The sequence below is a fragment of the Snodgrassella sp. W8132 genome, assembly GCF_016100865.1.
In the GTDB taxonomy this organism is placed as follows: domain Bacteria; phylum Pseudomonadota; class Gammaproteobacteria; order Burkholderiales; family Neisseriaceae; genus Snodgrassella; species Snodgrassella alvi.
This window is the reverse complement of record NZ_JACFRQ010000005.1, coordinates 13,152-27,707: the sequence shown is the minus strand read 5'-3', so window position 1 is coordinate 27,707 and position 14,556 is coordinate 13,152. Positions and strand designations below refer to the sequence as shown.

General features: G+C 42.6%; 15 protein-coding genes and 1 riboswitch. Of the genes, 8 read left to right on the top strand and 7 right to left on the bottom strand.

What is annotated here, in order from left to right:
* The first annotated feature begins 100 nt into the window (after nt 1-100).
* From H3U82_RS10055 to H3U82_RS10035, 5 genes are all read left to right on the top strand, one after another.
* Complete coding sequence (locus H3U82_RS10055; protein WP_078474550.1) at nt 101-751, top strand: SCO family protein; 651 nt, start codon at nt 101-103, stop codon at nt 749-751.
* Between the two features lie 109 nt (nt 752-860).
* Entirely contained in the window at nt 861-1,514 is a 654-nt protein-coding gene (gene hisG, locus H3U82_RS10050) for an ATP phosphoribosyltransferase (protein WP_025329689.1), read from the top strand.
* Between the two features lie 26 nt (nt 1,515-1,540).
* Nucleotides 1,541-3,028: an NYN domain-containing protein gene (locus H3U82_RS10045; RefSeq protein ID WP_078474552.1), complete on the top strand. Its 1,488-nt coding sequence runs from the start codon at nt 1,541-1,543 to the stop codon at nt 3,026-3,028.
* A gap of 48 nt (nt 3,029-3,076) precedes the next feature.
* Complete coding sequence (gene hisD, locus H3U82_RS10040; protein WP_198207466.1) at nt 3,077-4,366, top strand: histidinol dehydrogenase; 1,290 nt, start codon at nt 3,077-3,079, stop codon at nt 4,364-4,366.
* Between the two features lie 376 nt (nt 4,367-4,742).
* Nucleotides 4,743-5,129, top strand: a complete 387-nt coding sequence (locus H3U82_RS10035) for a VOC family protein (protein WP_198207464.1) — start codon at nt 4,743-4,745, stop codon at nt 5,127-5,129.
* A 635-nt stretch (nt 5,130-5,764) separates the two neighbouring features.
* On the opposite strand, the gene purB is transcribed toward H3U82_RS10035, so the two are convergent.
* From purB to queF, 5 genes are all read right to left on the bottom strand, one after another.
* Entirely contained in the window at nt 5,765-7,135 is a 1,371-nt protein-coding gene (gene purB / locus H3U82_RS10030; protein ID WP_198210401.1) for an adenylosuccinate lyase, read from the bottom strand.
* Between the two features lie 59 nt (nt 7,136-7,194).
* The gene (locus H3U82_RS10025; RefSeq protein WP_198186744.1) at nt 7,195-8,016 is read right to left on the bottom strand and encodes a glycosyltransferase family A protein; all 822 of its coding nucleotides are present in this window, start codon (nt 8,014-8,016) and stop codon (nt 7,195-7,197) included.
* A 57-nt stretch (nt 8,017-8,073) separates the two neighbouring features.
* Nucleotides 8,074-9,178 (bottom strand): peptide chain release factor 2 gene (gene prfB, locus H3U82_RS10020; protein WP_096766013.1). Its coding sequence is split into 2 segments (ribosomal slippage): nt 8,074-9,096 and nt 9,098-9,178, totalling 1,104 coding nucleotides; the frame shifts between segments, so codons are not numbered across the junction.
* A 130-nt stretch (nt 9,179-9,308) separates the two neighbouring features.
* Nucleotides 9,309-9,968 (bottom strand): 7-cyano-7-deazaguanine/7-aminomethyl-7-deazaguanine transporter, encoded by a 660-nt coding sequence (locus H3U82_RS10015; protein WP_084548526.1) that lies wholly within the window; start codon nt 9,966-9,968, stop codon nt 9,309-9,311.
* A gap of 100 nt (nt 9,969-10,068) precedes the next feature.
* On the bottom strand, nt 10,069-10,539 hold the full coding sequence (gene queF / locus H3U82_RS10010; protein WP_025329682.1) for a preQ(1) synthase: 471 nt from the start codon (nt 10,537-10,539) through the stop codon (nt 10,069-10,071).
* Between the two features lie 6 nt (nt 10,540-10,545).
* Nucleotides 10,546-10,590, bottom strand: a riboswitch (PreQ1 riboswitch).
* Nucleotides 10,591-10,860: 270 nt separating this feature from the next.
* Between queF and aroG the strand changes: the two genes are divergently transcribed.
* Nucleotides 10,861-11,916, top strand: coding sequence for a 3-deoxy-7-phosphoheptulonate synthase AroG (gene aroG / locus H3U82_RS10005; RefSeq protein ID WP_084548527.1), 1,056 nt, complete (start codon nt 10,861-10,863; stop codon nt 11,914-11,916).
* 62 nt (nt 11,917-11,978) lie between these two features.
* Here the strand turns inward: aroG and ftsX are convergent, their stop codons facing one another.
* Nucleotides 11,979-12,896 carry a permease-like cell division protein FtsX gene (ftsX, locus tag H3U82_RS10000; RefSeq protein ID WP_172332927.1) on the bottom strand — a complete coding sequence of 306 codons (918 nt, stop codon included), beginning with the start codon at nt 12,894-12,896 and terminating at the stop codon, nt 11,979-11,981.
* Nucleotides 12,887-13,540, bottom strand: coding sequence for a cell division ATP-binding protein FtsE (gene ftsE, locus H3U82_RS09995; RefSeq protein WP_084548529.1), 654 nt, complete (start codon nt 13,538-13,540; stop codon nt 12,887-12,889). The genes ftsX and ftsE overlap by 10 nt, the downstream gene beginning before the upstream one ends.
* A gap of 143 nt (nt 13,541-13,683) precedes the next feature.
* Here ftsE and grxC point away from each other — a divergent pair, with 143 nt between their 5' ends.
* Together grxC and secB are read left to right on the top strand one after the other, a co-directional pair.
* Complete coding sequence (grxC, locus tag H3U82_RS09990; RefSeq protein ID WP_025329678.1) at nt 13,684-13,941, top strand: glutaredoxin 3; 258 nt, start codon at nt 13,684-13,686, stop codon at nt 13,939-13,941.
* A gap of 86 nt (nt 13,942-14,027) precedes the next feature.
* Entirely contained in the window at nt 14,028-14,492 is a 465-nt protein-coding gene (secB, locus tag H3U82_RS09985; RefSeq protein WP_025329677.1) for a protein-export chaperone SecB, read from the top strand.
* Nucleotides 14,493-14,556: the final 64 nt, after the last annotated feature.

Sequence of the window (14,556 nt, the reverse complement as noted above, 5' to 3'; positions counted from 1 at the left end):
TTTTGGATTTTTTTATATTTTACTTATTAATTTTAAAATTAAAAAATTTCTGAATTTTAAATATTTATTTAAAGTTCATTTTTGTATTATTATTAACTTTATGCTTAACATACAAAATTTTCTGGCTGTATTAACATCCGCGATTTTATTGGGTGCCTGCCAGCCTCAGTCGGCAGTTAACAATGCTCAGCCAGCAAGTGCTGATTCAGCCAAACCACTGCATCAGTATAATTTTGAAGGCAGTGATGTACGCGATGCCGGCTTGGGTGGTAAAGATTTTTCCTTGCTTGGTTCTGACGGTAAAACAGTACATCTGCGTGATTTTCAGGGTAAAATAGTAGTATTAGTGTTCGGTTATACCCATTGTCCGGATGTTTGCCCGACTAATCTGCTTGCTTACGCAGATGCAATAAATCAGCTAGGTGAGCAGGGAAAACAGGTACAGGTATTGTTTATTACGGTTGATCCGCTGCGTGATACACCACAGGTTATGGAAGCTTATGCTCCAGCATTTAATCCTGACTTTATTGGTTTAACTGTAAATAAACAACATCAGCAAGAGCTTAATAACGTTATTAATCAGTATAAAATTGCTGTACATAAAGTAGCAGGCAGTAGTTCCGGTGAATATTTAATGGATCACAGCACAGGAACATATTTAATTGATAAACAAGGCCGTACCGTAGTTTATGAACCACACAGCCAGACAGCGGCACAATTGGCTCATGACATAAAACAATTACTGGATTAAAATTATTTAATTATTATTTTTATAATTTCTGCAAACTTATTTTTCTGCAAAAATAATTTATCGTTTAATAAGTTTGCTTTTATGTATATTATTCAACACTGACAAAAAAATGACTGTACAATTAACCATAGCGTTATCTAAAGGTCGAATTTATGAAGAAACCCTGCCATTACTCGCTGCGGCAGGAATTAATGCTATTGAAGACCCGGAAGAGTCACGTAAACTGATTATTAATACTAATCATGACAATATCCGTTTAATCATTGTTCGGGCAACAGATGTGCCTACATATGTGCAATACGGAGCAGCTGATTTTGGAATCGCTGGAAAAGATGTTTTAATTGAACATGATGGCGACGGATTATATCAACCTTTGGACTTGAATATTGCCCGTTGCAGAATGATGGTAGCCGTACGCAAAGGGTTTGACTACGCAGCAGCTTCACAACCCGGCTGCCGTTTACGCGTAGCCAGTAAATACCCTAATATTGCGGCTGAACATTTTGCCGGCAAAGGCGTACACATTGATTTAATTAAATTATATGGTTCAATGGAGCTGGCACCTCTGGTAGGGTTGGCTGATGCAATTGTTGATTTGGTTTCGACAGGTAATACGTTAAAGGCAAATAACCTAGAGGCTGTAGAGCATGTTGTAGATATTTCCAGCCGGCTGGTCGTAAATAAGGCGGCCTTAAAGCTGAAATATGCAGCTATACAACCAATTATTAATGTATTTACTAGTGCACGAAATCACGAAATTTAAATTTTTTATTAACAGGAATTCTATAAATGACTACGGAAAATTCGGCCAAACTGGCAGTACTTATTGATGCTGATAATGCTTCAGCCAGTATTGTTGAATCTTTACTGGAAGAGATTGCCAAATACGGTATTGCCAGCGTTAAACGCATTTATGGCGACTGGAGCAGCGGCCTGTCCAAATGGAAAGATGCACTGTTACCACACGCTATTACCCCTGTACAGCAATTTGCCTATACTAAGGGAAAAAATGCCACTGATATGGCTATGGTAATTGATGCCATGGATTTATTATACAGTAATACTTTTGACGGCTTCTGTATTGTATCCAGTGATAGTGATTTTACCCGTCTGGCTTCCCGTATTCGTGAAAATGGTCTGACTGTTTATGGTTTCGGGCAGAAAAAAACGCCCGAATCTTTCCGTAAAGCATGTGATAAATTTATTTATACTGAGAATTTACTTAGCCATACCACAGTAGATATCGGTGAAGATAAAGCCCAGACACCGATTTTCCGCAATAAACGCAAAACTCCGGCTGAGCTGAAACAGGATACTGCACTGATGAATCTGTTCCGCAATGCAGTGAAGGAGCATGCAGATGATGATGGCTGGACATCATTGGGCGTTATCGGTCAGTATATCAACAAGGTTAATTCCGATTTCGATGCACGTAATTATGGTTATACCAAACTCTCTTATCTGATCAGTGCCATCGATATTTTTGAAACTCAGATGCACGGCAATCATTTATGGCTGCGTCTGAAAAAACGCAATAGTAGCCTTGCGCCTAAAACAGAAAGCAAACCTTACACATCGGTTAGTGAGCCGACAGCTTTCCAGCAGAATAATGATGCGCCCCTGGTTATTACCATTCCGGCAGTCAGCACAGCCATGCCGGCAGAAAAAGTAAGTGTAACCATAGAGCCGGAAGAAAAAAGCAAGGCTAAAGAACCGGTGCTGGTACAGATTGAAACCAGAGCTCCGGAATTCACCAGTTATGAAAAGGGCCGGGAAGATCAGACTAAACGCGGCCGTGGCCGTCCTCGCAAAACAGTATTCGAAACGACGGTAACTCCTGCGGAAAGTAGCCGTGGTCGTGGTCGTCCGGCAAAATCCGGTTTCAATAACCGCTCATCCAAATCCGGTCGTTCTTCTGGTGAAACATCCAGCCAGCACCACTGGAACCGTCTGGTGCCGATGGTACAAAAGGCCATTGAAAGAACCTGTGATATTGAAGGCTGGGCGACAGTGAGCTCAGTTGCTCGCGAGCTGGTAACCAGCGATGGCGGCTTTAATGCTAAAGACTATGGTTTTGACAATGCCAATAATGCTATCTCGGCAATTAGCAGTGAGTGGGTAGACAGCCGTAAGGCCGGCCGTGGCTTACGGGTACGGGTAGTAAAACCTTATGATATTGAAGTAGATGGTAATACTATTCCGGCTCATGAACTGGCCGCTAAATCAAAAACACCGGTTATCGATGAAGATGACGATAATTTCGGCAATAATTTTTAATTAATGATATCAGGATCGGGCAGCTCAGGCTGCCCGTTATACATAGGCATGAAATATATTTCTACGCTGGATGCTGATTTTAAAGCCCAGCTAACTGCATTACAGGCATTCGAAACTGCACAGGATCCACAAGTGGATGCAGCTGTGGCCGCTATTTGTACAGATGTGCAGCAACGCGGTGATGCAGCTGTAATTGAATATACTAATCGTTTTGATCACACACAGGCTCAGTCTATGGCTGATCTGACATTAAGTCAGACAGATCTGGCCGCAGCATTTGCCCGTCTGCCGGCAGATGTGCAGACAGCTTTACAAACTGCTGCTAAACGGATTGAAAGCTATCACCAACACCAGAAACAGCAATCATGGCAATATGAAGATGAAAATGGTACTTTACTGGGGCAGCAAATTACTGCTCTGGACAGAGTAGGCATTTATGTACCTGGCGGTAAAGCGGCTTATCCAAGCTCAGTGATGATGAATGCCATGCCGGCACATGTAGCCGGTGTCGCTGAAATTGTGATGGTTGTACCGATGCCATATGGAGATAGAAATGATATTGTTCTGGCGGCAGCTTATGTAGCCGGAGTTACTCAAGTCTTTACTATAGGTGGCGCTCAGGCCATAGCAGCTTTAGCTTATGGAACACAAAGTATTGCTCAGGTTGATAAAATTACCGGACCCGGCAATGCTTATGTTGCTGCAGCCAAAAGGCGGGTATTTGGTGTTGTTGGTATTGATATGGTTGCCGGCCCTAGTGAGATTCTGGTGATTGCCGATGGTACTACTCCGGCCAAATGGGTGGCTATGGATCTATTCAGTCAGGCAGAGCATGATGAAATTGCACAGGCTATACTGATCACAACCAATGCAGATTATGCTCAGGAAGTAGAAGCCCAGATGGATGAGTTAATAGCACAGATGCCACGCAAGGATATCATTGAAGCTTCACTGACTAATCGCGGAGCCATTATTCAGGCTCAGAATCTGGATGAAGCATGTGATATTGCCAATTATCTGGCACCTGAACATCTGGAGCTTTCGGTAGCTGACCCACAAAAATGGGCACCGAAAATCCGGCATGCCGGTGCTATTTTCATGGGGCAATATACCAGTGAGAGTCTGGGAGATTATTGTGCCGGCCCTAATCACGTATTACCAACCAGCCGTACTGCTCGGTTTGCTTCCCCGCTGGGTGTATACGATTTTCAAAAACGCAGCAGTCTGATTCAGGTTTCTGCTGAGGGTGCCCGACAGTTAGGACAAATTGCCAGCATTCTGGCACATGGTGAAGGCCTGACTGCACACGCAAGGTCGGCTGAACTACGTATGGAATAAAGATTTTATTCACACGTGCCAATGCTTCAATAGCATTGGCATTTTTATTTATGTTGTGTGACTAACTATTTCATGCAGATTTTAATCTATTTCTGGAATCTGTATTTAATCTGAACCCAGATAATTGAAAATACAAACTCTAATAATACGATAATAATTTAAATCAAATATCATAAAAATAAACAATTTTCTAATAAAAATCCAAAAAATATTTTGTATTTTTATATGCTGAATGTTTCCAGACTACAATACTAAACGTCAATTTAAACAATTATTTGTAAGCGTCATTTTTTCTCTATTGACACACTCAATAGGGCCGGGCTTATACTGAGTTGTGAATACACTACTATTCTAATTTTATAGTAAGGAGTTAATAATGCAGATTAAAAGACTGGATCATCTGGTATTAACTGTTAAAGATATTCAGGCCTCCTGCGCTTTTTATGCTGATGTACTTGGCATGCAGGTAAGTACATTTGCAGATAATCGTACTGCTTTGCATTTTGGTCAGATGAAGATTAATTTACATCAACAAGGACATGAATTTAAACCTAAAGCGAAACACCCTACTCCCGGTTCTGCTGACTTGTGCTTTATTGTAGAGCAGACTCTGGATGAAGTAATGGCTGTTTTACATCAGCATAATATTCCATTAGAACTAGAGCCAACTTCTCGTACCGGAGCTTGTGGAAAAATTACTTCGATTTATATTCGTGATCCGGATAATAATCTTATTGAATTATCGAATTATCCAAATCAATAAATTTACCCGGATAATTTAATACGAATAAAAAATATACAAACCAAATAAAGAAATACTTATTGAGTGTCAGAATAAAATAATTTAGTTATTTTAATTTATTTTGCCAGTAGGTTGTTCATTTCGAATAGAGTTTATTAAATTGCAATTAATTGCTAAATGAAATGAAGTAGAAATAAATTAATGTCTATGGTATGAAGGTTTAAGTAAATTTAAATTTCTCTTCTTTGAATATCATTAATCAAATGTTTGCTAAGGAATTATTTTTGCAACGACAGAGTTGTCCGAATAATATTTACCAGTACATTTTAAGATATAACTAATAATGTGACTGACAGCTTGAGCTTAACTTGTTTAAGTTACATTTTTAATAATAGTAATAGCTAACAAATTATTTTTATTATTTTAAATCAAATATATTTTTGAATTTTATTATAGTATTGACTAATTATAATTCTATTCGTTAAAAGTTATTTGCATTAATCTGACTGAGCGGGCTAAGCTGTCTATGATTATATTTTTTGAGCTATGCCATAATATATCTTGCATTTTTACAATAATATTTAAAAGTCAGTTTATCGAATTACTTTAAGATAAGGGGAAAGAATTTCGCTGCTTTCCCCTGTTAATCATTATATTCAGATTCGTTCTGCCAGCTCCTGAGCCTTGCCTACATATAATGCAGGAGTAAGCGCCAGTAACTGCGCTTTTGCCGTGTCTGGAATTGCCAGCTGATTTATAAATGTCTGCAAACTTTCAGGGGTAATTCCATGCTTACCACGGGTAAGTTCTTTAAGCTGCTCATACGGGTTGGCTATCCCATAGCGGCGCATTACTGTCTGAATCGGCTCAGCCAGCAGCTCCCATGTTGTATCCAGATCTGCGGCAAACACAGCAGGATTGATTTCCAGCTTATTCAGACCACGCAAATGCGCTGTCAGTCCCAATATAGTGTAACCGAAGCCTGTCCCCATATTACGCAACACAGTACTATCAGTTAAATCGCGCTGCCAGCGGGATACCGGCAGTTTTTCAGCAAGGAATCCCAGCACTGCATTGGCCATACCCAGATTACCTTCTGAATTTTCAAAATCAATCGGATTGACTTTGTGTGGCATAGTAGAAGAACCAACTTCTCCGGCTTTAACTTTCTGCCGGAAATAACCAATAGAAATATAACCCCAGATATCACGGTTAAAATCGATCAGAATGGTGTTTATACGGCTAATCGTCTGGAAAAATTCCGCCATATAATCATGTGGTTCAATCTGAATAGTATAGGGGTTAAAGGTCAGCCCCAGATTATATTCGACAAAACGGCGGCAATGCCCTTCCCAGTCTATATCAGGATAAGCAACCAGATGCGCGTTGTAATTACCCACAGCACCATTGATTTTGCCCAGAAACTGCTGTTGCCGAACTAATTCCATTTGTCTTTGCAGACGAGCCACGACATTGGCGATTTCTTTACCCAGTGTACTGGGAGTAGCCGGCTGCCCATGGGTGCGGCACATCATAGGCAAAGCAGCATGAGTATGAGCCAGATTGCGCAATACAGTTATTAGTTCATTAAGCTTAGGCAGCAGTACTTCATCACGTGCCTGTTTCAGCATCAGAGCATGTGAAAGATTATTGATATCCTCACTGGTACAGGAAAAATGAATGAATTCACTGACTTCCATAACTTCAGGCACATTGGCAAAACGCTGTTTCAGCCAGTATTCAATAGCTTTCACATCATGATTGGTTGTGGCTTCTATAGCTTTAACTGCTTCGGCATCTGCTATTGAAAATTCAGCAATAACACGATCAATTTCTGCAATGGTGGCCGGACTGAATGGCGGAACTTCACTGATTCCTGCTTCGGCTGCCAATGCTTTCAGCCAGCCAAGCTCAACCTGTACGCGAGCATGCATCAGACCATATTCAGAAAAAATCGGGCGCAAATCAGCCACAGACGATGCATAGCGCCCATCCAGCGGAGACAGCGCATATAACGGATTTATCATGTTTCTTCTACTTCCAGAGTTATCAAAAGACAATTTTCAGTTAATCCGATGCGACAGCATTAACCGGTTAAATCAGTAAAAAGCTGTAATGCCTGCTTTCCCGGTTTCGGATGATTCAGTATCTGACGCAAATCGAGTAAGCGATGCACAATAGTCTGAGTAACGGTATTGGCCTGCTGCATCGCATGCTCATCACAATCAGGACGAGCTTGCCCTGACAGCATCGAATCAAACAGTTTACGTACATACATACTGTCATGACCATAAAAATTGACACCGATGTCGGTCATGCCGGCTTTATCAAAAAGAGTAGCAACCATGCAACTTTCTATTGTAGCCAGACCAAGAGCACCATCTTCCCCGCCTAGCTGCCGAAACAGTGAGTCAGCCGGAAAACCACCACAGGCGAGAAAATAGGCACGGTTAAAAACGGTATTGGTGGCAGTAATCATTTCAAACGTACGCCAGATCAGATCAAACTGTTCATGCTCGCGGTATTCTTCCGGAATATTGTATCCGGTTACCGGCAGGCGCAATAAACCACTCTGCGGGCGAAAGTGAAATACAGCACATGCTGCCTGTAAGGCATGAGGCTGATAGGCATCATCGGCATCCAGAAAAGCAATATGGCTGCAGGCAGACAATAATGCCCCCCAGTTACGCGCCAGCGCAGGTCCGCGATTAGATACCAGATATTCTGCACGAATTTTTTGCGGATAACGCTGCTGCCACTGCTGAATCAGGATGGCGGTATTATCGGTAGAGGCATCATCAATCAGCCACAGACAACCCAGCTCCGGCTGTGCCAGTACACTCTCTACAGCCCGCGCCAGTGTGTTTTCTGCGTTGTAGCAGGGAATAATGACATCAATACAATTCATGCTACAACCTTAAAAATAAGGCTGCCTAAATGCATCAGACAGCCTCGTGACTGTTTCTTAAACGCCCTGTTTCAGGCTGGCTTCAATAAAGCCATCAAGGTCGCCATCCATAACTGCCTTGATATTGCCGACTTCATAGCCGGTACGTAAATCCTTAATGCGCGATGAATCGAATACATAAGAACGAATCTGATGTCCCCAGCCCACATCATCTTTACTGGCTTCCAGATTCTGCTTTTCTTCATTACGCCGGCGCATTTCCAGCTCGAACAATTTTGCCTTAAGCATATTCATTGCTTCTTCGCGGTTGCGGTGCTGAGAACGGTCATTCTGGCACTGCACCACAATACCGGTTGGTTCATGAGTAATACGTACAGCTGAATCAGTTTTATTAATGTGCTGACCACCTGCTCCTGAAGCACGATAGGTATCAATACGCAAATCAGCCGGATTGATTTCAATTTCAAAGCTGTCATCGACTTCCGGATAGACAAATACCGATGCAAATGAAGTATGCCGTTTGTTATTTGAATCAAAAGGTGAATACCGTACCAGACGGTGAATACCGGTTTCAGTACGCAGTAATCCGTAGGCGTACTCTCCGTCCAGTTTGATAGTAGCACGATTCACACCGGCAATTTCGCCTTCATCTTCTTCAAGTATTTCTACTTTGAAGCCTTTGCGTTCGCCATAACGCACGTACATGCGCAACAGCATCCCAGCCCAGTCTTCCGCCTCTGTACCGCCGGCACCGGCAACAATATCTATGAAGCAGTTATTGACATCGGCAGGCTGATTAAACATACGTTTGAATTCAAGCTGTGCCAGTTCATCCTGTAAAGCGGTAATATCTGCCTGAACGGCTTCAAAACCGTCTGTATCATTTTCCTCCACAGCCATCTGCAGCAGCATCCGGTTATCTTCGATACCGCTGTGCAGATGATCCAGTGTGAGTACGATGCCCTCCAGCACTTTGCGTTCTTTACCGACTTCCTGAGCTTTTTTCGGATCGTTCCACAACTCAGGATCTTCTGACAGACCAATTACTTCTTCGAGGCGGTCTTTTTTGCCAGCGTAGTCAAAGATACCTCCGTAAATCGTGACTACGGGATGCCATATCATCCAGAATATTATTTAATTGATTAATCTGCTCCGCTTCCATGATGTTCTCTTAGCCATGTATTTGAAAATAGGCGCGTATTATAACAGAAGCCGGTGTGTCAATCAGGCCGCTTTTAAGCGGCCTGATGATAAAGAATAAATTGTAATCAGATGTTGATTGATAATTCTTTTTACCCGTTTACGGTACGAGGTGCCAAAGCAGTTAGTTTGTATAATAAATAGCGCAGTACGATGCCATAAGTAGGCAGGAAAAACAGAGCGGCAACGCTGATTTTGAACGCATAATCGGTCAGGGAAATCTGTAACCAGTTCTCGGCCATAAATGCATCCGGCGAATGGTAAAACGCAACAGCAAAAAACAGCAATGTATCTACAGCACTACCTAAAACAGCAGAAGCGCTGGGAGCAGGCCACCAGCGCCGGCACTGCCGCAGCCGGTTAAATACCAGAATATCCATCAGCTGACCGACCACATAGGCTGTAAAACTGGCCAGGGCAATACGGGCAACAAATAAATCAAAATGGCTTAATGCCGCCCAGCCCATCCAGTGCCCGTCTTGAAACAGGACAGAAATGGCATAAGAAAACAGTAATGATGGCAGCATTACCCAGAAAATGATTCGGCGCGCCAGACCTGAACCAAAAATTCTTACCGTTAAATCAGTGGTAAGAAAAATAAACGGAAAGGTAAAAGCGCCCCAGGTATTGTGTAATCCAAATAAAGTAAAGGGAAACTGTACCAGATAATTACTGGCTACGATTACCAGCATGTGCCAGAACGTCAGCCAGCGCAATGCTTTAGAGCGTTGCGCATCAGAAAATTCATACATATTTATTCCTATCAGTCGTATCGGTAACTGCGCCAGGCAGTAAAACTGCCCGAATGATGTAAACCGGCAGCCTGAGATACATGTGTCATTTTAAGAAGACTTATTTCACCTGAAACTGAAGTAATCGCTGTGCAGCCATATCGCTATAGCGTGTATCAGGCTCACCATAATTGGCATACGGATGGATGGCGATGCCGCCACGCGGTGTAAATTCACCATATACCTCAATGTATTTGGGCTGCATCAGGGCAATCAGATCTTTCATGATGATATTGACACAATCTTCATGAAAATCACCATGATTGCGGAAACTGAACAGATACAGTTTTAACGATTTACTTTCTACCATACGCAAACGCGGTAAATAATTGATATAAATGGTAGCAAAGTCCGGCTGGCCGGTTTTCGGGCACAGGCTGGTGAATTCAGGACAGATAAATTTAACGAAATAATCGTTATCAGGGTGTTGATTGTCGAAGGCTTCCAGCAGCTCCGGGGCATAATCACTACGGTATTCCGTATGCTGATTACCCAGCAGGCTCACCGTGCCCAGATTATTTTGCGCACGCATATATTTGATTTCCTAGTTTTTTTATGTGGGAGGTTTACGAACCACAGGGTGGGCGATTGTACCTGAAATTTGTATGAAATCAAAACTATATCAGTACAATCCGCTCTATTCCGTAAAGACAATATAATGGTTATTATTAGTATATTATTCCGATAATTTATAAAAAATCATCATAAAAAATAATTAAATGTTATTTAAATCCGAATTTAAGCAATAATATATCTTTGCCAAAGTTTTGTCCTTGCTTTTTAAGCATATTCATTATAGCCTGATGGATAAATCACGAAAAATTTAAAATAATAGAGTCAGACAGGAATTACTATGAATCAGGTAGCATCCCGCCCAATTGATGATGTCAGAATTAAAGAAATTAAGGAGCTGTTGCCACCCATTGCTCATTTATACGAATTGCCCATTACAGAGCAGGCCTCTGAGGTAGTACACAATACACGCCATGCTATTGCTGATCTGGTACATGGCAAGGATAAACGTCTACTGGTGATTATCGGTCCGTGTTCTATCCATGATCCGGCAGCTGCTATTGAATACGCTCAGCGTCTGAATGTATTACGTGAAAAATATGCACAAGAATTACTGATTGTTATGCGGGTTTACTTTGAAAAACCGCGTACTACGGTAGGCTGGAAAGGATTTATTAACGATCCGCATATTGATGGTTCCTATGATATTAACTATGGTTTGCGTCTGGCACGTAAACTGCTGCTGGAATTAAACAATATGGGGATGCCGGCAGCTACTGAATTTCTGGACATGATTACTCCGCAGTATTTTGCTGACCTGATTTCATGGGGAGCAATTGGTGCTCGTACAACCGAAAGTCAGGTACACCGTGAGCTGGCCTCAGGTTTAAGCTGTCCGGTAGGTTTCAAAAATGGTACTGACGGCAATCTGAAAATTGCTATTGATGCCATTGGTGCTTCCAGCCATCCGCATCATTTTCTTTCAGTAACCAAGGCCGGCCATTCGGCCATTGTACGCACCAGCGGCAATCCTGACTGCCACATCATTCTGCGTGGCGGTAAAGAACCTAATTACAGCCATGAATATGTACAGGCGGCGGTAAATGAACTGAACAAAAATCAGGTTACTCCTAATCTGATGATCGATTGCAGCCATGCCAACAGCTGCAAAGATTACCGCCGACAAATGGAGGTAGCACAGGATATTGCCGCACAGATTCAGGCAGGTGAACAGCACATTATGGGCGTAATGGTAGAAAGTAATCTGATGGCCGGACGACAGGATAACCCGGAAAATTACGGTCAGAGTATTACCGATGCCTGTATTGGCTGGGAAGAAACAGAAACTATGCTTGCCTTACTGGCACAGGCTGCACAGGCACGTCAGCAAAAGTAAACAGTATCGACACAAATATGTGATACCTTAAAATTATCCCCGCTATTTGCGGGGATAATTTTTTACCGTACTGATTTAAAGCTAAGCAAATGCTGACGCGTAGCCAGCCATGCGCCCAGCATACCCAATCCGCAGACTACCAGCATAATAGCCAGTATTTCCCATAGATTGAAAAAACGCCAGACAACATGCACGCCATACGGCTGCAAAATCGCACTGAGTAAAGGCTGGGTCTGATAGTTAAGCCAGTAACACAAGCCAATACTGATTGCTGCAGCTAGCAGGCTTTGCCAGATAGCCAGATACAGAAACGGCCGGCGGATAAATGAAGCCGGAGCGCCCAGCAGTTTGGTAATTTCGATTTCTTCCCGATGGCTGAGAATTTGTAACCGGATAGTATTGTAAGCAACCAGAGCAAAAGCCAGACCCAGTGTAATGGCCAGAAACCACAACAACTGATGGATAAACTGATTAATCTGATACAGCGTCTGCATCCACTCAGCATCCATTTTTACGCTTTCAACCATAGGTAATTGTTCGAGCTGAGTCTGTAAGGCAGTCAGTTCTTCCGGCGAACCTGCCTGCGGTGTAACCGTGAATGCATCCGGCAGAGGGTTACTGTCAAGCATTGAAACCAAATCCTGATTACCCATGCTGCGCTGCAACTCTTCCAGCCCTTGCTGTTTACTCACAAATACTACTTTTTCAAGTTGTTTATTGGCCTTTAAGGCTTTTTCAACGGTATGATTATCATTGGCTGTGGCATTAATCTGCATATAAAGTGTCATGGTGGGCACTTCATTCATCTGCCCCAGTACCTGCTGACCGCTCTGTACACCCAGATACAGAGCCAGCGGTAAAGTCATGGCAATGGCCAGCATAAGTAAAATCAGCAGGGTTGCTACCGGCTGACGCAGTAATTGACGTAATGCCTTGTATGCCGCTTCTTTATGCAGAGAAATAAACTGGATCATGCGTATAACCTGCCTTCCTGTAAGCGGATAATACGGTGTCCGTAGTCTGCCATTAATGTTTCATCATGTGCTGCCACCATAATCGTAGTACCGGCCTCATGAAATGTTTTAAACAATTCCATAATATCCAGTGCATAGGCTCTGTCCAGATTGGCAGACGGTTCATCTGCAATCAGCAGGCTGGGCTGATGTACCACAGCACGCGCAATACACAACCGCTGCTGCTCTCCGCCGGACAAAGTAATCGGATCAGCCTGTTCACGTCCGCTCAGACCAACTTTTTCAATCGCTATCCGCGCCCGCCGCTCAGCCTGTTTACGCTCATAACCGGTGATACGCAGAGGTAACATCACATTTTGCAACACATTGCGGTCAAATAATAATTTATGATCCTGAAAAACAATACCAATATGCTGACGCAAATAACCGAGCTGGTTATCGTTTAATCGCCCCAAATCCTGATTATTCAGCCAGACCTTGCCCTTAGTAGGTTTAACGATACCGCTGATCAGTTTAAGAATCGTTGACTTACCCGCACCGGAATGGCCTGCAATAAAAATCATTTCACCTTTGCTAATAGAAAAACTCAGGTTTTTCAGGGCAGTAAAACCGCCGGGATACGTTTTTGAAACCTGCTCAAAACGAATCATCTCTACATGTCCGTTTGTTATATGAATATTGATCAATTATACCGCAGCATACTGCCAAAGAAAGCCTGCACCTGTTCAGTATCTCCAGTTCGCGGTATGCTACCCTTTTCTAACTATATCTGTATGCAACCAAGGAAACTGCAATGCAACCAATTACCATGTATACCACTGGGGTATGCCCTTATTGCCAGATGGCCAAAGCATTACTCAAACAAAAAGGTGTAACCGATATCAATGAGATCCGGATTGATACGGATGCGCAAATCCGAGAGCAGATGATGCAGCGTACCGGCCGCCGGACTGTTCCGCAGATTTATATCGGTGAGGTACATGTCGGCGGCTTTGATGATTTGAATGCTTTGAATCAAGCAGGTAAACTAGACGCTCTGCTCGCAGGTTAAGCACGTACTATCTTTTTTCACTTTTCATCCGGTACAACCAGATGAAATCTGCAATATTAATTTTATTCCCTTGTTGAAAGAAAAGCATGAGCAAAAAAGAAAAAACACCAGAACAAACCTCACAACAACCGGTATTCAGTATTGAAAAAATTTATCTGAAAGATTTATCACTGGAAGTACCGCATGCGCCACAGATCTTTTTGGAAAGCGGAGAACCACAAATTGAAATGCGTGTTACTTCTGCTTCCGAAAAACTGGAAGATGAATTTTATAATGTGACAGTAACCGTTACCGTTACTGCAAAAATGACTGAAGAACGTGTATTATTTCTGAATGAAGTGGCACAAAGCGGTATCTTCCGCATTGCCAACATCCCGGATGAGGATGTAGAACTGCTGCTGGCTGTAGCTGCTCCGAATATTCTATTCCCTTATGCACGTGAAACTGTATCTAATACCATTACACGTTCCGGCTTCCCACCGGTAATGCTGGCTCCGATCAATTTCGAAGCCATGTATCAGGCTGAACAGGCTAACGCCGGCAATGCCTGATATAGAATTATAGACAAAAAGCTGCTTTATCCCGATACAATAATACTTGCGGATAAAGCAGCTT